Here is a 26,676-nt window from a genome sequence, read left to right as displayed (position 1 = left end):
GATGGCCGCAGTCCGCACTTCTTCCGAAATCACCTTCAACCGGATCGCCATCGTCGCTGTCCTGCTGGTGACGATCATCTTCCTGGCGCCGATCTACTGGATCGCCTCGACGGCGTTCAAGCCGCGCAACCTCGCCACCACCATTCCGCCGACGGTGGTTTTCCAGCCGGAGATATCGCCCTTCGTCAAGTTGTTCACCAAGCGTTCGCAGCTGCGCAGCCCGCCGTCGCCGGAGGAGTACGCGGCTGCGCCGTGGTGGGAGCGCGTCGTCTTCAATGGGGGCGAAAAGATCGTGCGCGACGGCAAGGGCCAGGTGCAGTGGTCGGGCTATCCGAGCCGTTTCATGAACTCACTGATCGTTGCCATAACCTCGACCGTCCTGGCCGTCGGCATGGGCACCTTCACCGCCTATGGGTTCTCGCGCTTCAAGGTAAAAGGCGAGGCGGACCTACTGTTCTTCATCCTGTCGACACGCATGCTGCCGCCGGTGGTCGTCGCCATTCCGATGTTCCTGATGTACCGGGCGGTCGGCCTCAACGATTCCCATATCGGCCTGATCATCCTTTACACCGCCTTCAACCTGTCCTTCTCGGTGTGGCTGATGAAAGGCTTCATGGACGAGATCCCCAAGGAGTATGAGGAGGCGGCCCTCGTCGACGGCTATACGCGCATGGAGGCCTTCTTCAAGATCGTGCTGCCCGAGGCCGCCACCGGCATCGCCGCCACCGCCGTGTTCTGCTTTATCACGGCGTGGAACGAATATGCCTTCGCACTGATCATGACCAGCCGCCGTGCCCAGACAGCACCGCCCTTCATCCCCAGCCAGATCGGTTCCGGCCTGCCGGACTGGACGGTGATTGCCGCCGGAACCTTCCTGTTCCTGCTGCCGGTCGCGATCTTCACCTTCCTGCTCCGCAACCACCTGTTGCGCGGCATGTCGTTTGGAGCGATCCGCAAATGAGCTTTCGCGACATCAACCAGAAATATCTCGAACCGGGCAGCCAGGTGCTGATGGTGCTCGGTATCATCGCGCTCTGCCAGCCGTGGAACATGCTGCTGCACAGCTATGGCGTGACCATCATCCTGATCGGCCTGATCGGCTTCAACATCACCTCCAAGATCGCGCCGGAGGAGAAGGCCGGCACCGGGCAAGGGGCAAATCCGGGGGCACAGCATTGACCCAGATCGAGCTTCGAGGCGTCCAGAAATATTTCGGCGCCGTCCAGGTCATCAAAGACCTCAACCTGAAGATCGACGACAACGAGTTCATCGTGCTGCTCGGCCAGTCGGGCTGCGGGAAGACGACGACGCTCAGGGCGATTGCCGGGCTGGAGACGATCGACGGCGGCGACATCCTCATCGACGGCAAGCCGGTCCAGCACCTCAAGGCCGCCGATCGCGATATCGCCATGGTCTTCCAGTCGTTCTCGCTCTATCCGCATATGAGCGTCTATGAGAACATCGCCTTTCCGCTCAGGGCGACGCGCAAGAGCAAGGCCGAGATCGACAGCGAGGTTCGCTCGGTCGCCAAGACGCTGCAGATCAGCGATCTCCTCGCCAATAAACCGTCGGCGCTGTCGGGCGGCGACATGCAGCGCGTGGCGATCGGCCGAGCCTTGGTGCGGCGGCCGAAGGCGATGCTGATGGACGAGCCGATCGGGGCGCTCGATGCCAAGCTGCGCGAGGAGATGCGGGCCGAGATCAAGCGGCTGCACATCAAGCAGGGCTCGACCAGCATCTACGTCACCCACGACCAGATCGAGGCGATGAGCCTCGCCGACCGCATCGTCATCATGCATGAAGGTGTGCTGCAGCAGGTCGGCTCGCCGGACGAGGTCTATTCGCATCCGGCGAATCTTTTCGTCGCGCAATTTGTAGGCAGCCCGGTGATGAACGTCGCCGACACTTCGGTGACCGAGAAAGCCTCATCGGCCTCGGTCACGGTCGGCGATGCGGCCGCCGGTTTCGAATTCCCGCGCGCCTTGCTGTCGAAGCTCAACGGCCATGCCGGCAGCCAACTCGCGCTCGGCATCCGGCCGGAAGGCGTCCTCGTCCGCCGCGAAGCCGCCGAGGGATTCTTGCCGGTGGAGACGCAGATCGTCGAGCCGCTCGGGTCCTTCGACATCGTCGACCTCAAGGTCGGCTCCAAGATGCTGCGTGCGCGCACCAAGAGCGGCTTCATCGGCGGCCCCGGCGAAAGAGTCTTCGTCAGAATCGATCCCAGCCAGGCGCATTTCTTCGACACGGCGAGCGGCAAATCGCTGGGAGTGAGACTCTGATGGCCCACATCCAGCTCAAGAACATCTCGAAGAAATTCGGCAACCACACCGCCTTGACCGGGCTCGATCTCGACATCGCCGATGGCGAGTTCTTCGTCCTGCTTGGCGAGACCGGCGCCGGCAAGACGACGACGCTGCGCATGATTGCCGGCCTGGAAAAACCGAGCGAAGGCCAGGTCTTCATCGACGGCGTCGATGTCGCCGACTGGGGCGCGGCCGAGCGCGACGTGGCGCTGGTGCTGCAGCAATATTCGCTCTATCCGCGCTATACGGTGCGCCAGAACCTCGAATTTCCGCTGAAGCCGAAGATCCGCCGGCTGCCCGATGCCGAGATCAAGGATCGTGTCGACCGCGCGGCCAGGACGCTGCGCATCGAGCATCTGCTCGACCGCAAGACCGACAGGCTTTCAGGCGGCGAGATGCAGCGCGTCTCGATCGGCCGCGCCATCGTGCGCAAGCCGCGGGTATTCCTGATGGACGAGCCGTTGTCGGCGCTCGACGCCAAATTGCGCGAGGCGCTGCGCACCGAATTGAAGAACCTGCAGATGCAGCTTGGCGCCACCTTCCTGTTCGTGACGCACGATCAGATCGAGGCGATGTCGATGGGTGACAAGGTCGGCGTGCTCAACCATGGCCGCATCGTCCAGACCGGCACGCCGTACGAGATCTACAACAATCCGCGCGACACCTACGTGGCAAGCTTCGTCGGCTCGCCGCCGATGAACCTCATCGACGGCAAGCTCGTCAACGGCCGTGCGGTGATGGCGCCGCTCAAATTCGAACCGCCGGTTGCGGGGGGCGCCAAGACTCCGGGGGGGGCCAAGACGGGCGCGGCGACCGACGGTCGCCCGCTCGTCTTCGGTATTCGTCCCGAGGACGTCTATCTCGAGACCGGCGCGCCGGTCGAGGCGCGGGTCCATGACGTCGAGAACCATGGCGTCGAGAAGATCCTGACGCTGCGGGTCGGCGACGCCATGCTGCGCGCCACCGTGCCTGCGAGGACCGACGTCCAGATAGAGCAGCCGGTGCGCTTTGCCTGGAACCCGGACAAGGTGGTGCTGTTCGACAAGGGCAGCGGAATAAGCCTGCGTCACGCCGGCTAAGTACAACCGTCTTTACTGCCCTAGAGCGGGATACGTTCAAAGTGAACCGTGCATGCCGCTCTATCCATGTGTTTTAGCCGCATTTGTGCGACGCCACGTGATTCCGCTTGGCTGCGAAATGCTCGAGTCTTCTCGTCATCCCCCGTACGGGGGATGCGGATGCTCCGATTTGTCGAATAGGCTGATCCTCTGGTCCCAAACGGGCTTTGCAAGCCCAATTTGGAGGCCCAAAACGGAGGGTTGGCTATGGGAAATCTGTTCCGCAGTTTTGCGACGATCCTGCTCGTCGCCGGTATGGGATTGTCGGCGGCGCATCTGGGCGAGGCGCAGGCAGCCAAGAAAGTTGTCGCCGGCGCGAAGGTCGACGCCAAGAAGATCAAGGACCTCAACGGCACGGTCAATCTGTCCACCAGCGACTGCAAACTGTTGTTGAGCGGCACCGTCGTGGAAGTCTCGGATGGCAGGTGCGGGGCCTCCGGCAAATATTGCAAGAGCAGCGCCGGCTCGGCCTGCATCACCGAGCAATAACCCGGCCAACGTTTAGCCGGCCTGGCGGATATCAGCCTGTTCCTCGGCCCGGAAATGGCTGGGCGGCGATCCGATGACCCGTTTGAAGGCGCGGCTGAAGGAGGCGTCGGATTCGTAGCCGAGACGAGCCGCGACGACGGAAATCTTGAGCCGGTCGCGGACCAGCCATTGCCTCGCCTGGTGCATCCGCACCTGCGTGACGTACTTTGCCGGTGTTTCGCCGACAATGGTTGCGAAGCGCTCGGCGAAACCTGATCGTGAGGAGCCCATCATCTTTGCCAGAGCGTCTACCGTCCAGTCGCGGCTCGGTTCCAGATGGATCGCGGCCAGCACTCGGCCGATCTCGCGGTCCCTCACCGCCGCGATCCATCCGGAAGAGTCGCCGCAGCCGCGCTCGACCCATGAGCGGATGACGGTCGCGGCGAGCACATCGGCCAGCCGCGCCAGGATGCCGCCGGAGCCGACGCGCTCCATCGTCACCTCGCGAGCCATCGCCTCCAGCAAATGCGGGATGCCTGGCTCATAGGCTTCCAACTCATGCGCGCGCATCACGTCCGGCATCATGCCGAGCAAGGGGTGCAAGCCATCGAGATTGAAATACATGCTGCCGAAAAACAGCAAGGTCCCCGGACGGCAGCCGGGCACGCCGTCATTCGACATGCAATAGACATTCTTGCAGATTTCCTCGACCTCATAGCCGTGGATCGGCGCCGCCTCGGTGCCCGGCTCACTTGCCAGCGTGTGGGCTGAGCCGCGCGGCAACAATACCGCGTCGCCCGCCTTCAGTTCCACCCATTCGCCGGACGGCTGCAGCAACCAGCAGCCTTTGCGGCCGATGAAATGAAACCGTGCCGCCGCCTGAGCCGGAAAATGGATGCCCCAGGGTTCCTTCATCTCGCAACGGCCGTAATCGACGCCTTCGAGGCGCAATCCGCGCAATATGTCTGTCAGCGGATCACCGGTGACGGGGATTTTGGACGAACGGTCAAGCATAATGGTGTTTCTAGCATGGAAACTCCAGACAGTCACTCCCTATGTTGCACTGCAGCCAGATGCTGCGCTGCAACCAGATCGGAGATCCCTCATGACCGAACCCGCGACAGGCGTCATGGACGCCGTTCTCGACCCATCGGAAACCGGCGAACGATCCGAGCCCGCATGGGGGGCGGTGGTCTCCCTGGCGCTCGGAGTCTTTGGCCTGGTGACCGCGGAATTTCTGCCTGCCAGCCTGCTGACGCCGCTTGCGCAGGATCTCGGCATCACCGAAGGCGCCGCCGGGCAGGCGGTAACGGCCACCGCCGTCATTGGTGCGATTGCGGCGCCGACCATGGCTATTGTCACCAAGCGGCTGGACCGCAGGCTGGTCATGTGGGCGCTGACGGTGCTGCTTGTGCTGTCAAACCTGGTGGCCGCGTTTGCGTCCTCGCTTCCCGTTCTTCTGATTGCCCGCATCATGCTCGGGATCAGTCTTGGCGGCTTCTGGTCGATGTCGGCAGCCATGGCGATGCGGCTCGTTCCGATGCGGCTGATGCCGCGCGCCATGTCGATCATTCTCACCGGCGTTTCGGTGGCGACGGTCTGCGCGGCTCCGGTCGGCGCCTATGTCGGCGACATCTGGGGCTGGCGGACGGCGTTCATGATCGCCGCCGTGGTCGGTGCGCTGGCGCTGCTGGTGCAGGTGGCTACCATTCCGAAGCTGCCGCCTGCAGGTACGGCAGGTTTTCGCACGCTGCTGGAGGTGATGAAGCGGCCGATGATCAGGGTGGCACTGCTGGTGGTGCTGCTGGTCGCCTCGGGACATTTTGCCGGCTTCACCTATGTCCGCCCGTTTCTCGAGAAGGTGCCCGCGCTGGACATCGAGACGATCTCGCTTGTGCTGCTCGCCTACGGCATTGGTGGCTTCTTCGGCAATTTTGCCGGCGGCTTCATTGCCGAACGCAGCCTCAAGGCAGCCGTCAGCCTGGCGCCCCTGCTGATCGCGTTTTCGGCGCTCCTGCTGCTGGTGGTCGGAGTTTCACCCGTCGTGGCTGCAATAGCAGTGGCCAGCTGGGGCTTTGCCTTCGGCGCCGTCCCAGTCGGGCTGCAGACCTGGCTGGTGCGGGCCGCCCCCGATCAGGCGGAAAGCGCCGGTGGGCTCATGGTTATGACGTTCCAGGTCGCGATCGCGTTGGGCGCCGTCTTCGGCGGCCTGCTGGTCGACAATACCGGCGTTGCCACCGCCTTCGCCTATTGCGCGGCGGCGACGTTGCTTGCGGCACTGGCGGCGTTCTTCCTTGGCCCCAAGCCGATCGACGACCCCAAGGCCTAAACGGAACGGCCGTCGAAGTCGAAGACCGGCACGGCGGCGACGTCCAACGCCTCGATGCAATTGATATTGATATAGGCACTTCGCCCGCTCCCTTCGCCGACATCCTCGGCGAAGGGGTGAATGCCGCAGCTGCGGCAGAAGCGGTGGGCGATGACATGGTTGCCGAAGCTGTAGCGACCGAGATCATCGCCCCAGGCAAGCACCCGCATGCTCTCATGCGGAACTGCCCATAGCAGTGCACCCTTGCGCGAGCAGATCGAGCAATTGCACCGAACGGCTCCGGTCAGCTCGCCTTCGACCTCGAACGCGACCTTGCCGCAGTGGCAGCTGCCTTGGTAGAGCATCGGGCCTTCCTCCTTCGGTTCGACAGGTGCAAATCCGACCGTGCCGGGTTATGTCTCCTGCGGCCAGTTTCTGGCTGCTACCTTAAGACGTTGCAAACGCGCGGAGTCCGACACCGAAAAATGCAATCAGCCCGCGATCACCTCGAAGCAATTCTTTCGCCTCTTGCCGCTCGCGTCGACGATGAGAGGGTTTTCGTAAAGCTCTACCCGGAAGCCGCACGGGCGGCAGCGGACGCTACCGATGCGCGGCGAAAAGCCGGCGTCACGCTCGGGCCGCTCGATGGGGCGATCGTCTCGATCAAGGATCTGTTCGATGTCGCCGGCGAGCCGACCACGGCCGGCTCTCTGCTGCTCGCCAACGCAGCGCCGGCGCTGCGGGATGCCATTGTCGTGCAACAGTTGCGCCAGGCCGGTGCAATCATCCTCGGCAAGACCAACATGACCGAGTTCGCCTTTACTGCAATCGGCGTCAATCCACATTATGGCACGCCCGGCAATGCTAGCGATGCCAGCCGTATTCCGGGCGGCTCCTCCTCAGGCGCCGGCGTTTCGGTGGGCGAAGGCACCAGCGAAATCTCCATCGGTTCCGATACCGGTGGTTCGGTGCGCATTCCGGCATCGCTGAATGGCGTCGTCGGTTTCAAGCCGACTGCGCGGCGCGTGCCGCTTGCGGGTGCGTTTCCGCTGTCAGCCACGCTGGACTCGATCGGTCCGCTGGCCCGCACCGTCGCCGAATGTGCGGCGGCCGATGCGGTGATGTCGGGCGAAAACCTGGCGGCACTGTTGCCGCTGCCGCTGGACGGCCTGCGCATCGGTATTGCGCGCGGCGTGCTGTTCGATGATACGCAGCAAGAGGTCGCGACGACGTTCGACCGGTGTCTGCGCAAGATAGAGCTTAGCGGCGCACGGCTTGTGGAGCTGTCGATCGACGACCTGCTTGCCGATCTGCGCGTGACAACCCAACGCGCGTCGATCGCGGCGATGGAAGGGGCGGAGATCCATGCCGACTGGCTGGCGACGGGAGCGACGAGGCCGGTCGACCCGCGGGTAAGCGGGCCATTGTCGCGCGCCGCCGCCATTCCGGCCACGGTCTATATCAGGGCAATGCGCCGCCGCACGGCGCTGGCCGCCGCGATGGATGACCGGCTGGCGTCGGTCGACGTGCTGGCCCTGCCGACCACACCGGTGACGGCGCCGACGATCGTGTCGATGACCAGCGACGAGGCTCTGTGCAACAGGACGGAAGGCCTTCTGCTGCGCAACACGCAGGTCGCCAACCAGTTCGATCTATCAGCCATCTCGCTGCCGATGCCGGGAATGACGCGTCCGGCCGGGCTGATGCTGGTGGCGCGCAATGGCCATGACCACCACCTGCTGCGCATCGCAGCGGGCGTGGAGGGGCTGCTTGCAAATTGATCGGATAGCGCGTGTCAGCGCGACGAGCAGTGGCCGCGTTCGCTGTCCTTGGCGGCGCGTTCGATGCTGGTGGCTACCAGCCAAGGCAGGGTGTACCGCTTGCCGTTGAAGGTCCGGGTGCGGTTCTCGATCGAGCCGACAACAACGACCTTGCCGGCCTAGAGCTTGTCTGAAAGATCGAGCGCCTTGTCTTGCTGCGGCAGGCGATCGATGTCGATTGAAACGCCTTTGATGAGCTTCCCAGCTGCGAGGTCGAGTGCGCTGTTCGATGGACAGGGTGCCGCCACGCAGCGTATGCCGTTGTCGCAGAACACGTAGCTACCCTGTCCGTTGGCGAAGGCTTGCGCCGTCGCCACGCAGAAGCCGGCGGTCAGCAGGAATTTTGTGACGCTTGCCATGCCGGCACCATCGCCGGCGAATTCGGGAAAATTGGGGCGCTTTCAGAAATCGGCAGGGAACCGCCGCCGGTAGTGCTCGACCACTTCGGCGTTGCGCAGATTGACCGGCAATCTGTTGGCCAGCACCAGCAAGGCTTCGCCAGCCGCGCCGACGCCCATGCGCATCATCGACTGCTCGGTAATCCCAGCCATGTGCGGGGTGACGATGACGTTGTCGAAGCCGAAATAAGGATGGTTGGGCGGTAGCGGTTGTGTAGCAAAAACATCGAGCGCAGCGCCGCCGATGCGGCCCTTCTGCAAGGCCTCGATCAGCGCGTTGTCATCGATCACCGGCCCGCGCGAAACATTGATCAGCAGCGCATCCGGCTTCATCCGCTCAATGCGCTCGCGGCTGATCAGCCCCCGTGTTTCGGGCGTCAGCGGGCAGCACAGAACGATGATGTCGCTCTGCTCGATGAGTGCATCGATCGACAGGAAGCCGACCCTGTCCGGCGCTGGCCGCATGCTGCGCGTCGTCGCCACCACATTCAGATCGAACCCATGGGCGGCGATGTGGCCAACCGCCTGACCGATCGCGCCGAGGCCGACAATGCCGATCGTCTTGCCCGCTAGCTCGCTGGCCACCACCGTGTGTTCGCGGCCCGCCAGCCAGCCCTTCGCACGCAAGTCGCGGTCCAACACACGGAAGCGCCTAAGTAGCGCCAGCGCCGCGAACATCACATATTCGGCGACAGATCGCGCGTTCACCCCCGGCACGTTCGCCACCAGCACGCCGGCCGCATTGGCCGCTTCCATCGGTACCATGTCCAGCCCGGCGCCGTGGCGGATCGCGGCCCTGAGCTTCTTCGCGCCTTCGAAAAGCGCCGCAGGCAAGGGAGCGCGAACGATGATGACATCGGCGTTCCTCGCCTCGGCGGCCAGCGTGGCCGCATCGAGGGCGGAAGCAACGACGAGTTCGCCGGCCCCGGTCAGCATGGAAGCGGCACGAGGGTGCAGTCTGTGTGTTGACAGGATCTTGGGCATTTCAGGCCTTTTCGAGCGCAGGGCTTTCCGGTTCCGCCCCACGCCCCTCGATCAGCCCCTTCCAGTAGCTTTCCGCGCCTTGCAGGTGGGCGCTCATCAGCGCCTGGGCGAGATTGCCGTCGCGGCGCAGCAGCGCCTCGTAGATCTGGATATGCTCGGCATGGGAGCGCACGCTGCGTTCGGGATCGTTGAAATAGATCGGCAGGCGCAGCTCACCCATCATGTAGTAGACGCTGCAGATATTGTGGAAGACGCTGTTCTTGGTCGCCCGCACGATCTCGAGGTGGAACTCGCGGTCTTCCCGGGCAAGCCCTTCACCGGCGGCGATGCGATCCTCGGAGGCCTTCAGGATCTCGCGCAGCCGCTCGAAATTCTCCTCGGTGGCGCGTGAACAGGCAAGTTCGGCGGCCTTGATCTCGTGGATCTTGCGCAACTCGACCGTCTCGTAGATCTGGACGGGATCGAGCGGCAGGCCGGCGCGGGCGAACAGCGCCATCGCCTCGACGCTCGCCTGCTTCGTATCGATGTAGATGCCGGATTTCGCCCGTCGCTCGACGATGCGCATGGCCTCGAGAATGGCCAGCGCCTCGCGGATCTGGCCGCGGCTGACGCTGAAATGCTCTGCCAGTTCGCGCTCCGACGGCGTGCGGCCCGTCTCCTTGTCCGAATGGGAGAACAGATAGGCGGCGAGTTCCGCGAGAAGGTTCTTTTCTTTCATGTCAGCCGTGTTGCGCGTGCGCCTCCAGGAACCGCTCCGAAATGGTGAATCCCAGCCCGGGTCTATCAGGGATCGCTACCATACCGTCCTTTGCTTCGACAGTCTCTTCGATCAGATCGTGGATCATCGGGTTGGCGCCGAGCGAATATTCGACGGTGAAGCTCGCCGGTGAAGCAGCGCAGACATGCAACCCGGCAAAGAAGCAGGGCGCGCCGGCCCAAAGATGCGGCGCAAAGCGCAGATTGAAGGCGCTGGCGATGGTGCCGATCTTCATCGCCTCGCTGATGCCACCGCAAAAGGCCGGATCCGGCTGGAATATATCGGCGGATTTGAGCACGGCGAGGTCGCGGAAGGCATAGCGCGTCGCCTCACTTTCGCCGGTGGCGATCGGGATCGAACCGCAGGCGCGCACCTCGGCCATGCCGGGCTTGTCGTCGGCGATCACCGGCTCCTCGAACCAGGCGAGATCGAGGTCGCCGGCGAGATGGATAAAGCGCTTGGCTTCGGCCACCGTGTAGGTGCCGTGCGCGTCGACCATCAGGTCTATATCGGGACCGAGCGCCTGTCTGGCGGCACGGACGCGAGCGGCCGAGATATGTGGGGCGCCGTCCATGGCGCCGACGCGCATCTTCAGCGCCTTGAAACCGCCCTTGGTGATGTAGGACTGCAGCTGGTCGCCGATGGCTTCCGCAGTAGCCCAGCCGCCGGAAGCATAGGCCGGCATGCGGTCCAGCTTGCGGCCGCCGAGCAGCCGCCAGACCGGAACGCCGAGCGATTTGCCAAGAATGTCCCACAATGCGATGTCGACGGCGCTGATAGCGGCGATGCTCATGCCGCGTCGCGCCAATTGCGGCATGGCGTGGCCGGCGCGAGCGGCGCTGTCGTGGCGCGTGCCATTATAGAGCATCTCCCAGATGACGCCGATGTCAGCCGGGTCGCGGCCGACCAGCTGCGGGCCGACCTCGTAGTTCAGCAAATGGACAAGGGCGCCGTAGCTGCCGGCGCTGCCGGCGGCATTCTTGCCCTCGCCCCAGCCGACCAGCCCGTCGTCGGTCTCGATGCGCAGGATGGCGGCGTCGAACGTCGCCACCTGACCGAAGTCGCTGCGGTGCTGCTTCGCGACTTCGATCGGTATGCGGACCCACCAGGCTTGGACCGTTTTGATGCGCATGTTCATCCTCGGCCCGGCCGCGGTGAGGCGGAAGGGCTCTTTCCAAACGGCTCGGCTACTTGATCAGCGGCAGCAGCGTTTCCGCGTTGATGCGCATCTGGTCGGTGTAGAATTTCTCCGTGAGCACGCTGGAGCCGTGGTCCTGAATGAACTTCAACTGCTCCGGCGAGATGTCGACGGGGTTGCGTTCGACCATGTCGGGATAGGGAGCAGCCGGCGTGCGGTCGACCGGAGCGACGAATTCATTGGTCAGCGCGCCGTCATAGCCGATCTCCTTCAGCGTGCCGACGATCTTCGGCCAGTCGATCTGCCCGAGGCCGGCGGCGAAGCGGTTGTTGTCGGCGACATGGAAATCGTACAGGCGCTTGCCGACCTGCCGGATCGCGTCGTAGACGTTAAATTCTTCCATGTGGATGTGGTAGGCGTCGAGGCAGACGCCGCATTCGGGGCTGACCGCATCGGCCAGCGCCAGTGCCTGGGCGCCGCGGTTGAACAGATAAGTCTCGAAGCGGTTGAGCGGCTCAACCGCGATCTTGACGCCGACTTTCTTGGCGTGGGTGAAGCATTCCCGGGTGGCGTCGACCACCCATTTCCATTCCTCTTCCTCGGTGCCGTCCGGCACGACCTTGCCGACGGTGGCGGGAACCAGCGTGATAATCTCGCCGTCGAGCTCGCTGACCATGGTCAGCACGTCCTTGACGTACTGCACCGACCGCTCGCGTTGGCCCTGGTCCTTGGCGGCGAGATTGCGCTCGCCCAGCATCAGCGTCACCGCTCCCCAGCAGCGAATGCCGTACTCGTTCAACAGTGCGCGCGTCTCCTTGGGCTTGTACTGTTCGGGTTCGCCGGAAATCTCGATCGACTCATAGCCGAATTTCTTGATGCGCTTGAGCGTCGTTTCCAGCGGCTCCGCCCGCATCCAATTGTGCGTCGAAAGATGCATGGTCTATCCTTCCCAGAATCGCCTGTACCAGTTTGCCTGCGGCGCACTCTGCCGAAGCCGCCGCATGATTCCTCCCCAAGGCGTCCCAGCATTTTTTTGCAAACTGGTTCGACCAATTGGGCTTGATGGGAGGTCTACAGTAATTTCATCTGGACGGCAAGAAGTGCTGCCATCAAGCGTTGGCTCGTGTCTATGCTATTGATTATACTTAAACATGTGGCTTAACTCGGCATGGTTGCAGGACTGCGGCAGCGCGTCAAATGGCTTGACCAGATTTCGGCATTTGGTAATACCAGAATAGCGGCGCTGAGCGCGCTGTGCAAAGAGACCAAAGACGCTGGCCCTGTTTTCAATCGGCGCTATGCTTGGTCGTGAAACATTAGGGAGATGCCGATGCCGACGACGATGAAGGGACCTGGTCTGTTCCTGGCGCAGTTTGCGGGTGACGCCGCGCCGTTCAATTCGCTGGCCTCGATCACCAAATGGGCGGCCGGTCTGGGCTACAAGGGCGTGCAGATCCCGACATGGGACGCCCGATTGTTCGATCTCGAGAAGGCAGCCTCCTCCAAGGCCTATTGCGACGAGGTGAAGGGCATCTGCGCCGATGCCGGCGTCGAGATCACCGAACTGTCGACGCATCTGCAGGGGCAATTGGTGGCGGTGCATCCCGCCTATGACGCGCAGTTCGACGGCTTCGCGCCGGCTGCGGTGCACAACAATCCAAAAGCCAGGCAACAATGGGCGGTCGAACAGATGAAGTTCGCCGCCAAGGCGTCGAAGAATCTCGGGCTCAAGGCGTCGGTGTCGTTTTGCGGAGCGTTGGCCTTCCCATACCTCTACCCCTGGCCGCAGCGGCCGGCGGGATTGATCGAGGAGGCATTTGCCGAACTTGGCAAACGCTGGACGCCGATCCTCGACGTTTATGACGAAAACGGGGTCGATGTCGGCTACGAAATTCATCCAGGCGAGGACGTGTTCGACGGCGCGACATTCGAGATGTTCCTCGATTCGGTCGGCGGCCACAAGCGCTGCAACATCAACTATGACCCGTCGCACTTCCTGCTGCAACAGCTCGATTATCTCGAATTTATCGACATCTACCACGAGCGGATCAAGGCGTTCCACGTCAAGGATGCCGAGTTCAATCCAACCGGGCGGCAAGGCGTCTATTCCGGTTACCAGAGCTGGACCAACCGTGCCGGGCGTTTCCGCTCGCTCGGTGACGGGCAGGTGGATTTCGGCGGCATCTTCTCCAAGCTCACCCAATACAATTACGATTCATGGGCGGTGCTGGAATGGGAATGCTGCCTCAAGCACCCGGAGGATGGTGCGGCCGAAGGCGCTCCCTTCATCCAGCACCACATCATCAGGGTGACGGAAAAAGCATTCGACGACTTCGCCGGCGGCACGACCGATAAAAAGGTGCTGCGCGGCATGATGGGGATCTAGCACAGATATTCCCTCCCCCTCGAGGGGAGGGTCGATCCGCGCAGCGGATCGGGGTGGGGTCGCTGGGCGTAGGGCTCGGCATGAACCGACCCCACCCGGCCCTGCGGGCCACCTTCCCCTCAAGGGGAGGGGTATTTCAATGACGAGGGAGAAAATCGTGGTTGGCGCATCGAAGACGGAAACGGGAGGCGGTCCGATCCGCTACGGCATGGTTGGCGGCGGACAAGGCGCCTTTATCGGCGCGGTGCACCGCATCGCGGCACGCATGGATAACGAGTTCGTGCTGGTTGCTGGCGCCCTCTCGTCGAATCCGGAGCGCGCCAAGGCCTCGGCGGCCGAGCTTGGGCTCGATCCGGCACGCAGCTACGGCTCCTATGCCGAGATGGCCAAGGCGGAGGCCAAGCGGCCGGATGGCATCGAGGTGGTGGCCATCGTCACGCCGAACAATGTGCACGTGCCGGCCGCCAAAGCTTTTCTCGAGGCCGGCATCCACGTCATCTGCGACAAGCCACTAGCGACGACGCTAGCCGAGGCAAAGAGGCTGGCGGCGCTGGTCGAAAAGACTGGCAAGGTGTTCGTGCTGACGCATAACTACACCGCCTATCCGATGGTGCGGCAGGCACGCGAGATGGTGGCCAAGGGACAGCTCGGCGATATCCGCATCGTGCAGTCGGAATATCCGCAGGACTGGCTGACCGAAGACCTGGCCGCCACCGGCCAGAAGCAGGCTGCGTGGCGCTCTGACCCGAAGCAGGCGGGTGCCGGCGGTGCACTGGGCGATATCGGCACGCATGCCTACAACCTTGCCCGTTTCGTCTCCGGGCTGGAGCTCGATTCGTTGTCGGCCGATCTCGATGCCTTCGTGCCGGGGAGGCTGCTCGACGACAACATCAATGTGCTGCTGCGCTTCAAGCCGGTCGGCGGGTCGCACCCGGCCAAGGGAATGATCTGGGCAAGCCAGGTGGCGCCCGGCCACGAGAACGGGTTGAAATTGCGCATCTACGGCTCGAAGGGCGGCCTCGAATGGGTGCAGGCCGACCCGAACTATCTCTGGTACACGCCGTTCGGCCAGCCGAAGCAGTTGATTACCCGTAATGGCGCCGGCGCGCTCCCCGTCGCCGGGCGCGTCAGCCGCGTTCCGCCAGGGCATCCGGAAGGCTATCTCGAAGGTTTCGCCAACATCTATCAGGAAGCCGCGCGGGCGATTCGTGCAGCGCGCCGGAAGGGCGGGAAGCCGGCTAAGGATGTCGTCTTCCCGACAGTGCAGGACGGCGTCGAGGGCATGGCCTTCATCGAGGCCTGCGTGAAGTCGTCGAAGAAGAATGGGGCATGGACGAAGCTCTGAAGGGTGGTGGTGATAGTCAGGTGAGACCGGTCTGGCAAATGCCAGTTTCCTGCGCTTCCGGTGCTCATGTACCAAAGTACGTTCCGCTCCGGCTCTTGGAACCCACCACTTTCGGATCGGCCTGACCTGAATCTCACCACCCCTCCGGCGATCGGGCGAATGAAGGGAGGGGGCGTCGATGAAAATCGGCATGTGCATGTTGTTGTGGACGACCAGTGTCTCGAAAAAACACGAGCCGTTGCTGAGGGACATCAAGGCGACCGGCTTCGACGGCGTCGAAATACCGGTCTTCTCCGGCACGCCGGACAACTACAGGAAACTCGGCGAACTGCTCGACCGTATCGGGCTGCAACGCACCGCCGTCTCGGCGATGGGCGATCCGGCGATGAACCTGATCTCGCCGGATGCCTCGACGCGCAAAGCCGGTATCGACTACATGAAATCGGCGATCGACTGCGCTCAGGCGCTTGGCGCGAACACGTTGAGCGGCCCGCTCCATTCGACACTCGGGGCCTTCTCCGGCAGCGGGCCGACAGCGGCCGAGAGAAAACGTTCGATCGCTTCGCAACGCGCCATTGGCGACTATGCCGGCAACAAGAGCGTCACCATCGGGTTGGAGGCGCTCAACCGCTTCGAATGCTACCTGCTCAACACGATGGACGATTTATCGGAGCATATCGACGCGATCGACCGGCCGCACATCAAGGCGATGTACGACACCTTCCATGCCAACATCGAAGAAGCCGACCCGATTGGCGCCTATACGCGCAACCGCAACAACATCGTCCATATCCACATTTCGGAGAACGATCGCGGGGTGCCGGGCCGTGGCCATATTCCCTGGAAGGAGACTTTCTCCGCCATCCGCAAGAGCGGCTACGACGATTGGCTGACGATCGAGGCGTTCGGGCGTTCGCTGAAGGACTTGGCCGCGGCCACCAAGGTGTGGCGCGACTTTTCCGAAGGCCCGGAAGCTGTCTACCGCGACGGCTACAGGCATATTAAGGACGGGTGGAGGAAAGTTGCATAACGATCGGCCAGCCCGATGCACCCGTCACCCCTGCTCGGCCTGTATCCTGTTGTAGTCGTGGATCGTCCTGCTCAGCCGGCGGCGCAGGAAATTGGAAATGTTGTCGAAGATGAAAACGACGAGCAGGACCAAGAGCACCATGTAGAAGACATTGGCCCAGTTGGAGTTGGTGCGCATCGCTTCCCAAAGCTTCAGGCCGATGCCACCGGCACCGACGGCGCCGATGATCGTCGCGCCCCTGGTGTTGGATTCCCACTGGTAGAGCGTCTGGCTGATGAAGACCGGGATCACTTCCGGCAGCACGCCATAGCGCTGCACCAGCAAGCCGTTGGCGCCGGTCGACTGGATGCCCTCGCGGGGCTTGTCGTCGATGTTCTCGAGGCCTTCCGAATAGACTTTGCCGAGCGTGCCGATCTCGGTGAAGAAAATCGCGGCGCTGCCGGCCAGCGGGCCCGGGCCGAAGGCGCGGGTGAAGAACAGCGCCCAGATCAGCATGTCGACCGAACGCATGAAATCGAAGAACCGCTTGAGCACCTGGCTGAGGAGGCCGCTCGGGGTGATGTTGCGGGCGGCGAAAAAGGCGAGCGGGAAGGCGACGATGCCGCCGAGCAAGGTGCCGAGAAACGCCATGACGATGGTCTGGAACAGCTTCGTCCAGACGTCGCCATGCTGCCATTGGGCGTTGTTCCAGATATTGTCCGCGGCCAGCGCAATGTTCGATGTGCCAGGCTTGAGCTGGGGTCCGGACATCAGCAACGAGACCACCTCGCCGGGCGACTTGCCGAAGAAGGGCGAGCGTGTGTCGAAGACGAAATTCGCCCAGCCGAGGAAGCGCTTGCGGACCTTGACGCGATCGACGGTTATGCGAACCTCGCCGGCAAAGCCCATCCGGGCGACGATTTCATCGTCATGCGCGGTGATCCAGTCCGGCACCGGGCCGGTTATCACCGGCTTGCCGCTGGTCAACGACACCGGCACCGCCTGGCCATTGGCGACAAGCGTTGCCTCGGCCTTGTCGAAGGTGACGGATTTGGCTCGGCCTTCGATCAGAACGGTGTAGGAGCCGTTGGCATTGGCGATGACCCAGTCCGGATGCGGGTCTTCGCCAAGTGCAGAAAAACGCGGGTATTTGGGGGTGATCTGAGGCTGATCGAGACGGAATTCCGGCTGCAGATCGTAGCTGATCCATTGCGTCAGGAAGAGCGGCAGGCGCTCCCAGTGCGATTGCCTCAGCACTTGCGGCAGGCTGAAGAACCACAAGGCATAGACGAGGTAGAGCAGGATGCCGGCGAACAGCACCAGCGGGCCGAAGCGTTTGTACAAGGGCCGTCGGAACACTTGGGGAGAGCGCTCCTCTATCGCCTGCATCTCATCGGCGGTCATCGCGGTCATGGGCAGTCTTCTTGTTGATTTGCCAAGATCTTTTCCAAAAACCGGAATCCACTTTTTGGCATCATGGTCAGGCGCCCATCATGAAGGCCTGCTCGCCAACGAGCTTGCGACGAAGCCAGGCGGAGAACTGGTCGACGAGGAAGATGGTGGTAAACAACAGCAGCACCAGTGCCAGCGTCTTGGCGCCAAAGCCGCGTGAGATGGAGAGCTTCAGCTCCTCGCCGATGCCGCCTCCACCGACCGCGCCGATGATGGTCGAGATACGGACATTGATCTCGATCCTCAGCAGCGCATAGGACATGAAATTGGGCAGCACCTGCGGCAGGCCGGCGAAGCGCACGCGCTCGAACCAGTTGGCGCCGACCGCGCGCAGGCCTTCGTCGGCGCGCATGTCGATGTTTTCGTTGATCTCGTAGAAGAGCTTGCCGAGGGCGCCGATCGAATGCAGGCCGATGGCGATGATGGCCGCGACCGGGCCAGTCGAGAGGATGGCTGCGAACAGGCCGGCAATGACGATCTCGGGGAAGGCGCGAAGCAGTTCCATGAAGCGTTTGCCGACGAGCCTGAGCACCGGACTGGGTGTCAAATTGCGCGCGGCGATGAACGAGAACGGCACCGCAAAGACGAAGCCGATGAAAGTGGAAACCAGCGCCACGTTGAGCGTGGTGAGCATCAGCTCGAAATATTCGGGTAGGTAAAAACCGCCCCAGAGATAGACGCGGCCAAGCGGGAAGTTGAACTCCTGGCTGCCCTTGTCGTGCGGAGATGCGATGTCGAACAGCGCCCGCCAGACGTCGTTCCAGTCTTTGGGAACAAGCCAGCTAAGGAAATCCAGTATATGCGGCAGCCGATCGAAGAAATGTCCGGCATTGGCCTCGTCGGCGAACCACATGGCTGTGCACATGGCGATAAGCAGCAAACCGATGCCGAGCGCCGTGTAGAACCGGCGCAAGGACGTCTGCCGTCGCCAGCAGTCGACTGTCCGCCGGGTCGCGTCTGAACGGATCGTGGCTGAGATGGTCATGATCGGGCATGCAAAAAGGGCGGCGCTGGTAAGGCCGCCCTTTGCAACTGCATTCAGCCGCCGATCGCGGCTTTGCGGGCTTCGACGATGACGCTGTAGAAGTCCGGCTTCACAGGAACGTAGCCAGTGAAATCGCCGCCTTCGATGGCCTCGAAGCAGGGCTTGTCCTTGGCCGGCAGGCTGGTGAAGAAGTTGGCGAGCTTGGCGCTCATATCGCCACCGAGCGCGGTGCGCACGACCAGCGGGCCGTTCGGGATCAGGCCGGAGCGCCAGACTTCGACGAAATCGTTGGGGTCGACGGCGCCCTTGGCGACTTCCTTGTGGAAGGTGCCGGACGTGTAGCCGTTCTTGAAGTCGCCAATGCCCGAGGAGTCGTCAACCGCAACATCGACCTTGCCGTCGCGAACGGCGAGGAGGTTGTTCTCGTGGCCGCCATTGAACTGGGTCGAGGCGAAGAAGGTTTCGTTCGAGGCGCCGGTGTCCTTCGGAATCTGGGTCAGCGGGATCAGATAGCCGGAGGTCGAATCCGGGTCGGCATAGCCGAGCTTCTTCCCCTTTGCCGACTCGATGTCGGTGATGCCGGACGACTTCAGCGCCAGGCCGATCGAATAATAGCCGGTCGCGCCGTCGGTCTGCTGGGTGGTGAGGATCGGGGTCACGGCGTTCGGATCCTTGAGGTAGACGCTGGCATAGCCTGACGCGCCAAGCTCGGCGAAATCGAGGGTGCCGCCGAGCAGGCCCTGGATTACGCCGTCATAGTCGGCGGCCGGGAACAGCGAGACCTTCTCGAAGCCGAATTCGGACTTCAGGTGATCGGCGAGGCACTGAAAGTTGCGCAGCCGGTCCGCTTCATTTTCACCACCAAGGATGCCGATGCGGAATTCCTTGATATCCTGGGCGTGAGCGGCACTTGTTGCGATGGCGAGCAATGAAACCGCGCCAAAAACCATCTTCCTGAACATTATCTCTCTCCTGTTGGTTCCGGCTTCGCGCCGGAGCGTTCGAACTTTTGACGAGTGCCTTTGACGCGGGCGGGCGATCAGGCCGTTCTCAGTAGCCAGGGAACACGGGCTCGAGCGGTCCGGCGGATGCAGCGATTTTCTGTTTGACGGCGACACTGGTCGAAGTGATGGCCTCGGAGATTTCGCCGCCATTGCTGTCGGCGCCGTAGACCATGCGCACGGCCTCGCGGTTGAGGTCTTCGGGCGGGCCGTCGAAGACAACCTTGCCGGCAGCCATGCCGATGATACGGTTGCAATAGTTGCGGGCCGTATCAAGCGTATGCAGATTTGTGATGACGGTGATGCCTTCGCGCAAATTGATGTCCTGCAGCGAATCCATCACCACCTTGGCGTTGAGCGGATCGAGCGAGGCGATCGGCTCGTCCGCCAACAGCACCTTCGGCTGCTGCATCATGGCACGCGCAATAGCAACGCGCTGCTGCTGGCCGCCGGAAAGCGTGCCGGCGGGCTGCAGTACGGTGCGGGCGATGTCGAGACGCTCAAGGGCCGCAACAGCCTCGGCGCATTCACTGCGCGAGAACATGCCGAAGAGGTTGGACAGCGTCGAGCGGTGGTTGAGCCGGCCGAGCAGCACATTGGTCAGCACGTCCAGGCGCGGCACCAGATTGAACTGCTGGAAGATCATGGCGCAGTCGCGCTGCCATCGCCGGAGCGGCGAGCCGCGCAACCCGGAGACTTCGACGCCGTCGAACAGGATGGATCCCTGGCTGGGATCGACGAGGCGGTTGATCATGCGCAGAAGCGTCGATTTGCCGGCGCCGGAACGGCCGATGATGCCGACCATCTGACCGTGCGGGATCGCGATGTCGACATTGCTGACGGCGGTGTTCTTGCCGAACCGGCGGGTGACGCCGCGGATTTCGAGCGTAGCTGACATGGTGCAGGCTCCAGTCCAATCGCAATTGAAGGTCTGTTAACCCTCGCTAGCGCAGCCGCATGAACCTGCGGTGTCGGAACGATGTCAGTTTTGTTACTGCCCACAGCCTGGAGCGGCGCGGCCAATCCAGCACGAGAGGCTCGAATGGTGAATGGTGACAAGAAAGGCTTTCCTGAGCCTCGAAACCTGTCCGCTGCCCCCCTTCACCATTTCACGACCCTTAGCCGCCATACTTCTCCAGGAAAGCCTCCGCCGACAGTTCCCGAAAATCGTCGAGCGCGGCGCGCAGCCGGGCGTGGTCCCAATCCCACCAGGCGAGCGCCTGGTAGCGCTCCGCGGTGCGGCGGTCGAAGCGCTCGCGGATCGGTTTGGCCGGCACGCCGCCGACGATGGTGTAGGGCGCGACGTCCTTCGACACCACTGCGCCGGCGCCGACTGCCGCTCCATCGCCAACAGTAACACCGGGCAGGATGGTCGAGCCATGGCCGAGCCAGGTGTCGTGGCCGATGGTGACGCGTTTGGCGCGGCGCTGGGCGAAGAATTCGCTCTCGTGCTCGGCGTCGTCCCAATAGTCGGACGCGCGATAGGTGAAATGGTGCAGCGTCGGCCGCCAGGTCGGATGGTTGGTGGCGTTGATGCGCACATTGGCGGCGATGTTGGCGAATTTGCCGATCGTCGCGCACCAGACGCCGCAGTCCTGCATCATGTAGGAATAGTCGCCGAGCGTGCTTTCGGAAACCCGGCAGCGCTCGGCGATCTCGGTCCAGCGGCCAAGCGTCGAGTTCTCAACTTGCGCCGTCTCGTGGATCAGCGGTGCCTCCGACAGTTTCCTCGTCATGCGGCGATTTTTCCGGCGGCGAAGGCGGTCACGTCGATGATACGGTCGGCCACCGCCTCGCGCACGTCGTGGTCGTGGAAGATGCCGAGCAAGGCGACGCCCGAGGCCTTCTTGGCGGCGATCAGGGAAATCACCACGTCGCGGTTCCTTTCGTCGAGCGAGGCGGTCGGCTCGTCTAGCAGCAGGATCGGATGCTCGGTGATGAAGCCGCGCGCGATGTTGACGCGCTGCTGTTCTCCGCCGGAGAACGTCGCCGGCGGCAGCGCCCAGAGTTTTTCCGGCAGGTTCAGCTGCGCCAGCAAGGCACGTGCCTTGCCGCGCGCGACCTCACGCTCCTCGCCGCGCTCGACCAGCGGCTCGGCGACGACATCGAGCGCCGAGACACGCGGTACGGTGCGCAGGAACTGGCTGACATAGCCGATGGTAAGCCGGCGCACGGCAAGCACGGTGCGCGGGCTGGCCGAGGCGAGATCGATGAGCCCGCCCTCGTGCTGGACGATGATCTGGCCTTCGTCGGCGGCATAATTGCCGTAGAGCATCTTCAAGATCGAGCTCTTGCCGGCGCCGGACGGGCCGCCGAGCACGGAGCATTCGCCGGCCCTGATCGCGAACGAGACACCGGCGACCACCGGCAATTTGATGCCGTCGCGCAGATGCATGGTGAAGCTCTTGGCGACATCGGAGACGACGAGGGGGGTTGCCATAGTCACACCTGCAGAATGGAAGAAACGAGAAGCTGGGTGTAGGGCGCGCGCGGATCGTCGAGGACGCGGTCGGTGAGGCCGCTTTCGACGACGCGGCCGTCCTTCATCACCATCATGCGCTGCGACAACAGCCGCGCCACCGCGAGATCGTGGGTGACGACGATGGCCGCCAGGCCGAGGTCGGTGACCAGCCCGCGCAGCAGATCGAGCAGACGTGCCTGCACCGACACGTCGAGACCACCGGTCGGCTCGTCCATGAACACCAGCCGTGGGCCGGTAACGAGGTTGCGGGCGATCTGCAGGCGCTGGCGCATGCCGCCGGAAAAGGCGCGCGGCTCGTCGTCTATGCGGTCTTCGTCGATCTCGACGCGCGACAGCCAGTCGACCGCCGTGGCTCGGATTTTTCCGTAGTGGCGGTCGCCGACCGCCATCAGCCGCTCGCCGACATTGGCGCCGGCCGACACCGTCATGCGCAGACCATCGGCGGGGTTCTGGTGGACAAAGCCCCAGTCGGTGCGCATCAAAAAGCGGCGCTCGGCCTCGCTCATGCGGTAGAGCTCGCGGAATTGGCCATCGCGCATGCGGTAGCTGGCGGTGCCGGAGCTGGGCAGTAGCCTTGTCGACAGGCAGTTGAGCAAAGTCGTCTTGCCGGAACCGGATTCGCCGACGACAGCCAGCACTTCGCCCGGCCACAGATCGAAGGTGACGTTCTCGCAGCCGACGCGCGAGCCGTAGAATTTGGACAGCGCAGAGACGCGCAGCAGCGGTTCGTCGGTCATTGCGCCGGCTCCGTTTTTTCCAGGGCAAGAGGGGTTTCAGGCGCAAGGTGGCCGCGATGGCCTTGCTCGCGCCGCTTCTCGCAATGGTCGGTGTCGGAACAAACGAACATGTGGCCGCCATGGTCGTCGAGGATAACTTCGTCGAGATAGACGTTCTCGGCCGCGCACAGTGCGCAGGGCTGGTCGAAGGTCTGCACCTCGAACGGATGGTCCTCGAAGTCGAGGCTGACCACGTCGGTGAAGGGCGGCAGTGCATAAATGCGCTTTTCGCGGCCAGCGCCGAACAATTGCAAAGCCGGCGAACGGTGCATTTTCGGGTTGTCGAATTTCGGCGTCGGCGACGGGTCCATCACATAGCGGCCCTCGACCTTGACCGGATAGGCATAGGTGGTGGCGATGCGGCCATGTTTGGCGATGTCCTCGTAGAGTTTTACATGCATCAGGCCATATTCCTCCAGCGCATGCATTTTGCGCGTCTCGGTCTCGCGTGGCTCGAGGAAGCGCAGCGGTTCGGGGATCGGCACCTGATAGACCAGCACCTGACCCGCGCTCAGCGGATGCTCGGGGATGCGGTGGCGAGTCTGGATGATGGTCGCCTTCGCCGTCTCAGTGGTGACAGCGACATTGGCGACCTTCTTGAAGAAGGCGCGGATCGAGACGGCATTGGTGGTGTCGTCGGCGCCCTGGTCGATGACCTTGAGCACATCATCCGGGCCGATGATCGAAGCGGTGACCTGGACGCCGCCGGTGCCCCAGCCATAGGGCATCGGCATTTCGCGCGAGGCAAACGGCACCTGGTAGCCAGGGATGGCGATACCCTTGAGGATCGCCCGGCGGATCATCCGCTTGGTCTGCTCGTCGAGATAGGCGAAGTTGTAGGTGGCGATGTCGGTTGGTTGTGCGGTCATTCCGCGGCCTCTCTCTTCTCTTCGGCCTTGCCGGCGTTTTCGCGGGCGTCGTGCTCGGCGCGCATGCGGCGCACGAGGTCGAGCTCGGCCTGGAAATCGACATAATGCGGCAGCTTCAGATGCTCGACGAAGCCGGTCGCCTGGACATTGTCGGAATGCGAGATGACGAACTCCTCGTCCTGGGCGGCGGCGACGACATCCTCACCCAACTCCGAGGCTCGCAGCGCGCGGTCGCATAGCGCCATGGCCATCGCCTTGCGCTCGCTCTGGCCGAAGACAAGGCCGTAGCCGCGGGTGAATTGCGGCGGCGCCTTGGCCGAGCCCTTGAACTGATTGACCATCTGGCATTCGGTGACGCGGATGCTGCCGAGCGGCACGGCAAAGGGCAGTTCCGGCACGTCCAATTCCAGTTCGACCTCGCCGATGCGAACCTCGCCGACGAAGGGATGGTTGCGCGCGTAGCCGCGCTGGGTGGAATAGCCGAGCGCCAGCAGAAACCCCTCGTCGCCGCGCGACAGCGCCTGCAGGCGGATGTCACGCGCCATCGGGAATTCCAGCGGCTCGCGGGTGATGTCGCCTGGGACATGGTCCCCCGGCATGTCGCCGTCGGGCTCTATCAGACCCTCGTGGGCGAGGATGGCCGACACGCGCGGCATGGCTTCCGGCTCGCCTGCACGCTGCTCCGGCTCGGCGACTTCGCCGCCTGCGGCAAGCTCGGGATCGAGCAGCCGGTGGGTGTAGTCGAAAGTCGGGCCGAGCAACTGGCCGCCGGGCAGGTCCTTGTAGGTCGCCGACACCCGCCGCTCGACCAGCATCGTGCCGGTGTCGACCGCCTTGGTGTAGCCGAAACGCGGCAGCGTGGTGCGATAGGCGCGAATGAGGAAGATCGCCTCGATCATGTCGCCGCGCGCCTGGACGATGGCGAGTGCCGCCAATTCCCTGTCGTAGAGCGAACCTTCACTCATCACCCGGTCGACGCCGAGCGCCAGTTGCTCGACGATCTGGTCGAGGCGAAGTGCGGGCACCGAACGATCGCCGCGCCGGCGGTCGGCGAGCAGTTTGTGGGCGTTGCGAATGGCCGCTTCGCCACCCTTTACCGCGACATACATCCTATGCCCCCATCGTCTTGATGCGCGTCGTGCGCGGCAGGCAGGCAATTGCTTCGGACGTGGCGAGGATGATGTCGACGCCACGCGGAAGGCGCTGGTTGTTCTGCTTCCATTGCTCGACGAAATGGCGCGGCATTTGCGCCGGCGCGATCGTCGCCGTCTTCTCGATGCCCGGGCCTTCGAGCAGCAGCGGAGCGCCGGAGACAAGATCGCTGACCTCGAGGATCAGCGTCGTGGAGCGATCGGGATAATCCTGGGTGCCTTGCGAAAACCCGTCGAGCGCCATCATCTCGGCCGGCGTGGCGATCAGCGCGAAATGCGCGTCGGCCGGGGTGTTGGCGAGCGGCGCGCCGGTATGGAAGCCAAGCCAGGATTTCACCGTCGCCGAAGCCTGCAAGGCGGGGTCGAGCCAGAGCGGCGTGTCGTTATCGCACAGCGCCAGCGCAATGGCGCCCGCGGTGGCTGACAGCGGCGTCGGTGGATGGGTAAAGACCGGCAGGGGCTGCAGTGTGCCCGGCCGCGCCATCGCGTCCATCACTGCCCGGAAGACCGTCTGGGCGTCGAACACCGGATCGGCAAAGCCGCCTTCGATCGCTTGGGTTACGATGTCCATCAGTCTTCTCCGCGTACCATGGTGAAGAAATCGACCTTGGTCGCCGCCGTCTCGGCGCGGCGCTGGTCACGGGCCTCGGCCAGTGCCGCCTGCAAGGGCGCGACGAGCCTGGTCTCGACCTCGTTGCGGTGAGCCGGGTCCTGCCACAGCGCGTCGGCGATTGCCGCCAGCCTTGCCTTCTGCTTGTCGCGGCCGAGCGCATAGCAGTGGCCGACCTGTCCGGAGGCGAGCCTGGCGGTGGCGCGGGTGACCGTCGCCTCGCCAACGTTGAACGGCGCGCCGCCGCCACCGATGCGGCCACGCACGGTGACCAGGCCGGTTTCGGGGCCGCGCAGGAGTTCCGCCTCAGAAGGCAGGCCGGCTTCGTTCCACAGACGGACGATATCGTCGCTGGTCGATTGCGCCAGCGTTGCCATAACGGCCTTGCGCCCAGCCTGATCGCGCGCTTCCTGTCCTCGCATGGTTAACACTCCCTTGCATTGAAATTTGTCTATTGATATAGACAATTATACAAATTATATCTATTATCTAATGCGTGTCTATGACGGGTGCATGACAAGGGCGAGAAGAGGGGGCGCAAAGGTTGGGGCAGAAAATGATCGGACAAGCCAACAGCATCGAGCGGCGCAGCGGTGTCGCGCTGTGGCGGCAGATCGCCGATCGGATCCTGCATTCGATTGCCGTCGGCGATTTTCCCGAAAATGCGGCGTTGCCGCCGGAGGTGGCACTTGCCGAGCGCTATGGCGTCAACCGCCACACCGTCCGCAGCGCCATTGCAGCGCTGGTGCAGGAGGGTGTGCTCAGGGCAGAGCAGGGGCGGGGCACCTTCGTGCTGTCGCGCAGGCGGCTGTCATATCCGATCGGCGCCCGCACCCGCTTTTCGGAGGGATTGCAAGGACAGGCGTCCGAGCGGCATATCACCTTGCTTGCGTCATCGGTCGAGCCTGCCAACCGTCGTGTCGCAGAGAGCTTAGGCCTTGCAAAGGGGGTCGACGTGATACGCCTGGAAACGCGCGGCGAAGCCGATGGAATGCCGGTGTCCCGCGCTGCCGGCTGGTTCGATGCCAGGCGCTTTGCCGGGATCGATGCTGCCATGGCGGAAACGGGTTCGATCACCGCATCGCTGGCACGCTTCGGCGTCAGCGACTATCTCCGGCAATCGACGGTGCTGTCGGCGCGCCATGCCGATGCCGCCGACCTTGCGGACCTCGACCTGCAGCCCGGCGCCATCGTGCTGGTGACGGTCGCCGTCAACGTCACGCCCGACGGTCAGCCGATCCAGTTTTCGGAGTCGCGCTTCCCGGCCGAGCGGATCGAGCTCAAACTGTCGGCGCTCTGAGATGCGCCAGCCCCGG

29 protein-coding genes are annotated in these 26,676 nt (G+C 63.4%); 11 read left to right on the top strand and 18 right to left on the bottom strand.

What is annotated here, in order from left to right; translation table 11 throughout:
• Nucleotide 1 precedes the first annotated feature (1 nt).
• The 5 genes from NKH80_RS20620 (at nucleotide 2) to NKH80_RS20600 (ending at nucleotide 3,910) form a co-directional block, all read left to right on the top strand.
• Entirely contained in the window at nucleotides 2-961 is a 960-nt protein-coding gene (locus NKH80_RS20620; protein ID WP_352993182.1) for a carbohydrate ABC transporter permease, read from the top strand.
• Nucleotides 958-1,179 carry a hypothetical protein gene (locus NKH80_RS20615; RefSeq protein ID WP_023675179.1) on the top strand — a complete coding sequence of 74 codons (222 nt, stop codon included), beginning with the start codon at nucleotides 958-960 and terminating at the stop codon, nucleotides 1,177-1,179. Before NKH80_RS20620 ends, NKH80_RS20615 begins: the two co-directional genes overlap by 4 nt.
• Complete coding sequence (locus NKH80_RS20610) at nucleotides 1,176-2,279, top strand: ABC transporter ATP-binding protein (protein ID WP_352993180.1); 1,104 nt, start codon at nucleotides 1,176-1,178, stop codon at nucleotides 2,277-2,279. Before NKH80_RS20615 ends, NKH80_RS20610 begins: the two co-directional genes overlap by 4 nt.
• A complete protein-coding gene (locus NKH80_RS20605; RefSeq protein ID WP_352993178.1) occupies nucleotides 2,279-3,382 on the top strand; it encodes an ABC transporter ATP-binding protein in 1,104 nt (367 codons plus the stop codon). Before NKH80_RS20610 ends, NKH80_RS20605 begins: the two co-directional genes overlap by 1 nt.
• A 246-nt stretch (nucleotides 3,383-3,628) precedes the next feature.
• Nucleotides 3,629-3,910 (top strand): hypothetical protein, encoded by a 282-nt coding sequence (locus tag NKH80_RS20600; RefSeq protein ID WP_352448400.1) that lies wholly within the window; start codon nucleotides 3,629-3,631, stop codon nucleotides 3,908-3,910.
• Nucleotides 3,911-3,922: 12 nt separating this feature from the next.
• Here the strand turns inward: NKH80_RS20600 and NKH80_RS20595 are convergent, their stop codons facing one another.
• A complete protein-coding gene (locus NKH80_RS20595; RefSeq protein WP_352737550.1) occupies nucleotides 3,923-4,903 on the bottom strand; it encodes an AraC family transcriptional regulator in 981 nt (326 codons plus the stop codon).
• Nucleotides 4,904-4,994: 91 nt separating this feature from the next.
• Between NKH80_RS20595 and NKH80_RS20590 the strand changes: the two genes are divergently transcribed.
• Nucleotides 4,995-6,218, top strand: coding sequence for an MFS transporter (locus tag NKH80_RS20590; protein ID WP_352737549.1), 1,224 nt, complete (start codon nucleotides 4,995-4,997; stop codon nucleotides 6,216-6,218).
• Here NKH80_RS20590 and NKH80_RS20585 read toward each other — a convergent pair.
• Nucleotides 6,215-6,562 carry a GFA family protein gene (locus NKH80_RS20585; RefSeq protein WP_023675184.1) on the bottom strand — a complete coding sequence of 116 codons (348 nt, stop codon included), beginning with the start codon at nucleotides 6,560-6,562 and terminating at the stop codon, nucleotides 6,215-6,217. The genes NKH80_RS20590 and NKH80_RS20585 overlap by 4 nt on opposite strands.
• A 120-nt stretch (nucleotides 6,563-6,682) precedes the next feature.
• Between NKH80_RS20585 and NKH80_RS20580 the strand changes: the two genes are divergently transcribed.
• Nucleotides 6,683-7,978, top strand: a complete 1,296-nt coding sequence (locus NKH80_RS20580; protein WP_352993175.1) for an amidase — start codon at nucleotides 6,683-6,685, stop codon at nucleotides 7,976-7,978.
• A 158-nt stretch (nucleotides 7,979-8,136) separates the two neighbouring features.
• Here NKH80_RS20580 and NKH80_RS20575 read toward each other — a convergent pair whose 3' ends face one another.
• From NKH80_RS20575 to NKH80_RS20555, 5 genes are read right to left on the bottom strand one after another with little or no spacing between them, the layout of a single operon-like run.
• Nucleotides 8,137-8,376: a hypothetical protein gene (locus NKH80_RS20575; RefSeq protein ID WP_352993173.1), complete on the bottom strand. Its 240-nt coding sequence runs from the start codon at nucleotides 8,374-8,376 to the stop codon at nucleotides 8,137-8,139.
• A 42-nt stretch (nucleotides 8,377-8,418) separates the two neighbouring features.
• The gene (locus NKH80_RS20570) at nucleotides 8,419-9,399 is read right to left on the bottom strand and encodes a hydroxyacid dehydrogenase (protein ID WP_352677652.1); all 981 of its coding nucleotides are present in this window, start codon (nucleotides 9,397-9,399) and stop codon (nucleotides 8,419-8,421) included.
• Between the two features lies 1 nt (nucleotide 9,400).
• A complete protein-coding gene (locus NKH80_RS20565; protein WP_292661187.1) occupies nucleotides 9,401-10,117 on the bottom strand; it encodes a FadR/GntR family transcriptional regulator in 717 nt (238 codons plus the stop codon).
• Between the two features lies 1 nt (nucleotide 10,118).
• Nucleotides 10,119-11,288 carry a mandelate racemase/muconate lactonizing enzyme family protein gene (locus NKH80_RS20560; protein ID WP_352737548.1) on the bottom strand — a complete coding sequence of 390 codons (1,170 nt, stop codon included), beginning with the start codon at nucleotides 11,286-11,288 and terminating at the stop codon, nucleotides 10,119-10,121.
• Nucleotides 11,289-11,343: 55 nt separating this feature from the next.
• Nucleotides 11,344-12,231 carry a sugar phosphate isomerase/epimerase family protein gene (locus NKH80_RS20555; RefSeq protein ID WP_023675190.1) on the bottom strand — a complete coding sequence of 296 codons (888 nt, stop codon included), beginning with the start codon at nucleotides 12,229-12,231 and terminating at the stop codon, nucleotides 11,344-11,346.
• Between the two features lie 393 nt (nucleotides 12,232-12,624).
• On the opposite strand from NKH80_RS20555, the gene NKH80_RS20550 reads away from it, so the two are divergent.
• From NKH80_RS20550 to NKH80_RS20540, 3 genes are all read left to right on the top strand, one after another.
• Complete coding sequence (locus tag NKH80_RS20550; RefSeq protein WP_254816745.1) at nucleotides 12,625-13,680, top strand: sugar phosphate isomerase/epimerase family protein; 1,056 nt, start codon at nucleotides 12,625-12,627, stop codon at nucleotides 13,678-13,680.
• 139 nt (nucleotides 13,681-13,819) lie between these two features.
• Complete coding sequence (locus tag NKH80_RS20545) at nucleotides 13,820-15,025, top strand: Gfo/Idh/MocA family protein (RefSeq protein ID WP_352476346.1); 1,206 nt, start codon at nucleotides 13,820-13,822, stop codon at nucleotides 15,023-15,025.
• A 178-nt stretch (nucleotides 15,026-15,203) separates the two neighbouring features.
• Nucleotides 15,204-16,055: a sugar phosphate isomerase/epimerase family protein gene (locus NKH80_RS20540; protein ID WP_352993171.1), complete on the top strand. Its 852-nt coding sequence runs from the start codon at nucleotides 15,204-15,206 to the stop codon at nucleotides 16,053-16,055.
• A gap of 24 nt (nucleotides 16,056-16,079) precedes the next feature.
• Here NKH80_RS20540 and phnE (NKH80_RS20535) read toward each other — a convergent pair whose 3' ends face one another.
• From phnE (NKH80_RS20535) to phnG, 11 genes are all read right to left on the bottom strand, one after another.
• On the bottom strand, nucleotides 16,080-17,447 hold the full coding sequence (gene phnE / locus NKH80_RS20535) for a phosphonate ABC transporter, permease protein PhnE (protein WP_352993169.1): 1,368 nt from the start codon (nucleotides 17,445-17,447) through the stop codon (nucleotides 16,080-16,082).
• A 67-nt stretch (nucleotides 17,448-17,514) separates the two neighbouring features.
• Nucleotides 17,515-18,471 carry a phosphonate ABC transporter, permease protein PhnE gene (gene phnE, locus NKH80_RS20530; protein WP_352993167.1) on the bottom strand — a complete coding sequence of 319 codons (957 nt, stop codon included), beginning with the start codon at nucleotides 18,469-18,471 and terminating at the stop codon, nucleotides 17,515-17,517.
• A 53-nt stretch (nucleotides 18,472-18,524) separates the two neighbouring features.
• Nucleotides 18,525-19,433 carry a phosphonate ABC transporter substrate-binding protein gene (gene phnD, locus NKH80_RS20525; RefSeq protein WP_352878005.1) on the bottom strand — a complete coding sequence of 303 codons (909 nt, stop codon included), beginning with the start codon at nucleotides 19,431-19,433 and terminating at the stop codon, nucleotides 18,525-18,527.
• An 88-nt stretch (nucleotides 19,434-19,521) separates the two neighbouring features.
• A complete protein-coding gene (gene phnC / locus NKH80_RS20520) occupies nucleotides 19,522-20,370 on the bottom strand; it encodes a phosphonate ABC transporter ATP-binding protein (protein ID WP_352993165.1) in 849 nt (282 codons plus the stop codon).
• A 220-nt stretch (nucleotides 20,371-20,590) separates the two neighbouring features.
• Nucleotides 20,591-21,208, bottom strand: a complete 618-nt coding sequence (locus NKH80_RS20515) for a DapH/DapD/GlmU-related protein (RefSeq protein WP_352993163.1) — start codon at nucleotides 21,206-21,208, stop codon at nucleotides 20,591-20,593.
• A complete protein-coding gene (gene phnL, locus NKH80_RS20510) occupies nucleotides 21,205-21,912 on the bottom strand; it encodes a phosphonate C-P lyase system protein PhnL (protein WP_352993161.1) in 708 nt (235 codons plus the stop codon). Before phnL ends, NKH80_RS20515 begins: the two co-directional genes overlap by 4 nt.
• A 2-nt stretch (nucleotides 21,913-21,914) precedes the next feature.
• A complete protein-coding gene (gene phnK, locus NKH80_RS20505) occupies nucleotides 21,915-22,691 on the bottom strand; it encodes a phosphonate C-P lyase system protein PhnK (RefSeq protein ID WP_065009749.1) in 777 nt (258 codons plus the stop codon).
• Nucleotides 22,688-23,599, bottom strand: a complete 912-nt coding sequence (locus NKH80_RS20500; protein WP_352993159.1) for an alpha-D-ribose 1-methylphosphonate 5-phosphate C-P-lyase PhnJ — start codon at nucleotides 23,597-23,599, stop codon at nucleotides 22,688-22,690. The genes phnK and NKH80_RS20500 overlap by 4 nt, the downstream gene beginning before the upstream one ends.
• Nucleotides 23,596-24,708 carry a carbon-phosphorus lyase complex subunit gene (locus NKH80_RS20495; RefSeq protein ID WP_352993157.1) on the bottom strand — a complete coding sequence of 371 codons (1,113 nt, stop codon included), beginning with the start codon at nucleotides 24,706-24,708 and terminating at the stop codon, nucleotides 23,596-23,598. Before NKH80_RS20495 ends, NKH80_RS20500 begins: the two co-directional genes overlap by 4 nt.
• Before the next feature lies 1 nt (nucleotide 24,709).
• Nucleotides 24,710-25,321, bottom strand: a complete 612-nt coding sequence (phnH, locus tag NKH80_RS20490; RefSeq protein WP_352993155.1) for a phosphonate C-P lyase system protein PhnH — start codon at nucleotides 25,319-25,321, stop codon at nucleotides 24,710-24,712.
• Nucleotides 25,321-25,782, bottom strand: coding sequence for a phosphonate C-P lyase system protein PhnG (gene phnG / locus NKH80_RS20485; protein ID WP_352993153.1), 462 nt, complete (start codon nucleotides 25,780-25,782; stop codon nucleotides 25,321-25,323). Before phnG ends, phnH begins: the two co-directional genes overlap by 1 nt.
• Nucleotides 25,783-25,916: 134 nt before the next feature.
• Here phnG and phnF point away from each other — a divergent pair, with 134 nt between their 5' ends.
• Nucleotides 25,917-26,660, top strand: coding sequence for a phosphonate metabolism transcriptional regulator PhnF (gene phnF / locus NKH80_RS20480; protein ID WP_352737535.1), 744 nt, complete (start codon nucleotides 25,917-25,919; stop codon nucleotides 26,658-26,660).
• The last annotated feature ends 16 nt before the right edge of the window (nucleotides 26,661-26,676 follow it).

The sequence above is a fragment of the Mesorhizobium sp. M0904 genome (genome assembly GCF_040319475.1).
Taxonomy (GTDB): Bacteria; Pseudomonadota; Alphaproteobacteria; order Rhizobiales; family Rhizobiaceae; genus Mesorhizobium.
Note: the sequence above shows the minus strand (reverse complement) of the source record. Positions and strands in the feature narration are given on the sequence as shown.

What these genes read in the sequence shown, in the direction of transcription:
- NKH80_RS20600 (WP_352448400.1), top strand. Translation starts at nt 3,629, where the DNA reads ATGGGAAATCTGTTCCGCAGTTTTGCGACGATCCTGCTCGTCGCCGGT.
- NKH80_RS20555 (WP_023675190.1), bottom strand. Translation starts at nt 12,231, where the DNA reads ATGCATCTTTCGACGCACAATTGGATGCGGGCGGAGCCGCTGGAAACG.
- NKH80_RS20495 (WP_352993157.1), bottom strand. Translation starts at nt 24,708, where the DNA reads ATGTATGTCGCGGTAAAGGGTGGCGAAGCGGCCATTCGCAACGCCCAC.
- phnL (WP_352993161.1), bottom strand. Translation starts at nt 21,912, where the DNA reads ATGGCAACCCCCCTCGTCGTCTCCGATGTCGCCAAGAGCTTCACCATG.
- phnE (WP_352993169.1), bottom strand. Translation starts at nt 17,447, where the DNA reads ATGACCGCGATGACCGCCGATGAGATGCAGGCGATAGAGGAGCGCTCT.
- NKH80_RS20605 (WP_352993178.1), top strand. Translation starts at nt 2,279, where the DNA reads ATGGCCCACATCCAGCTCAAGAACATCTCGAAGAAATTCGGCAACCAC.
- NKH80_RS20620 (WP_352993182.1), top strand. Translation starts at nt 2, where the DNA reads ATGGCCGCAGTCCGCACTTCTTCCGAAATCACCTTCAACCGGATCGCC.
- phnK (WP_065009749.1), bottom strand. Translation starts at nt 22,691, where the DNA reads ATGACCGACGAACCGCTGCTGCGCGTCTCTGCGCTGTCCAAATTCTAC.
- phnE (WP_352993167.1), bottom strand. Translation starts at nt 18,471, where the DNA reads ATGACCATCTCAGCCACGATCCGTTCAGACGCGACCCGGCGGACAGTC.
- NKH80_RS20560 (WP_352737548.1), bottom strand. Translation starts at nt 11,288, where the DNA reads ATGCGCATCAAAACGGTCCAAGCCTGGTGGGTCCGCATACCGATCGAA.
- NKH80_RS20515 (WP_352993163.1), bottom strand. Translation starts at nt 21,208, where the DNA reads ATGACGAGGAAACTGTCGGAGGCACCGCTGATCCACGAGACGGCGCAA.
- NKH80_RS20595 (WP_352737550.1), bottom strand. Translation starts at nt 4,903, where the DNA reads ATGCTTGACCGTTCGTCCAAAATCCCCGTCACCGGTGATCCGCTGACA.
- NKH80_RS20550 (WP_254816745.1), top strand. Translation starts at nt 12,625, where the DNA reads ATGCCGACGACGATGAAGGGACCTGGTCTGTTCCTGGCGCAGTTTGCG.
- phnC (WP_352993165.1), bottom strand. Translation starts at nt 20,370, where the DNA reads ATGTCAGCTACGCTCGAAATCCGCGGCGTCACCCGCCGGTTCGGCAAG.
- NKH80_RS20590 (WP_352737549.1), top strand. Translation starts at nt 4,995, where the DNA reads ATGACCGAACCCGCGACAGGCGTCATGGACGCCGTTCTCGACCCATCG.
- NKH80_RS20585 (WP_023675184.1), bottom strand. Translation starts at nt 6,562, where the DNA reads ATGCTCTACCAAGGCAGCTGCCACTGCGGCAAGGTCGCGTTCGAGGTC.
- NKH80_RS20540 (WP_352993171.1), top strand. Translation starts at nt 15,204, where the DNA reads ATGAAAATCGGCATGTGCATGTTGTTGTGGACGACCAGTGTCTCGAAA.
- NKH80_RS20500 (WP_352993159.1), bottom strand. Translation starts at nt 23,599, where the DNA reads ATGACCGCACAACCAACCGACATCGCCACCTACAACTTCGCCTATCTC.
- NKH80_RS20570 (WP_352677652.1), bottom strand. Translation starts at nt 9,399, where the DNA reads ATGCCCAAGATCCTGTCAACACACAGACTGCACCCTCGTGCCGCTTCC.
- NKH80_RS20575 (WP_352993173.1), bottom strand. Translation starts at nt 8,376, where the DNA reads ATGGCAAGCGTCACAAAATTCCTGCTGACCGCCGGCTTCTGCGTGGCG.
- phnF (WP_352737535.1), top strand. Translation starts at nt 25,917, where the DNA reads ATGATCGGACAAGCCAACAGCATCGAGCGGCGCAGCGGTGTCGCGCTG.
- phnH (WP_352993155.1), bottom strand. Translation starts at nt 25,321, where the DNA reads ATGGACATCGTAACCCAAGCGATCGAAGGCGGCTTTGCCGATCCGGTG.
- NKH80_RS20565 (WP_292661187.1), bottom strand. Translation starts at nt 10,117, where the DNA reads ATGAAAGAAAAGAACCTTCTCGCGGAACTCGCCGCCTATCTGTTCTCC.
- NKH80_RS20580 (WP_352993175.1), top strand. Translation starts at nt 6,683, where the DNA reads ATGCAATCAGCCCGCGATCACCTCGAAGCAATTCTTTCGCCTCTTGCC.
- NKH80_RS20545 (WP_352476346.1), top strand. Translation starts at nt 13,820, where the DNA reads ATGACGAGGGAGAAAATCGTGGTTGGCGCATCGAAGACGGAAACGGGA.
- phnG (WP_352993153.1), bottom strand. Translation starts at nt 25,782, where the DNA reads ATGCGAGGACAGGAAGCGCGCGATCAGGCTGGGCGCAAGGCCGTTATG.
- NKH80_RS20615 (WP_023675179.1), top strand. Translation starts at nt 958, where the DNA reads ATGAGCTTTCGCGACATCAACCAGAAATATCTCGAACCGGGCAGCCAG.
- phnD (WP_352878005.1), bottom strand. Translation starts at nt 19,433, where the DNA reads ATGTTCAGGAAGATGGTTTTTGGCGCGGTTTCATTGCTCGCCATCGCA.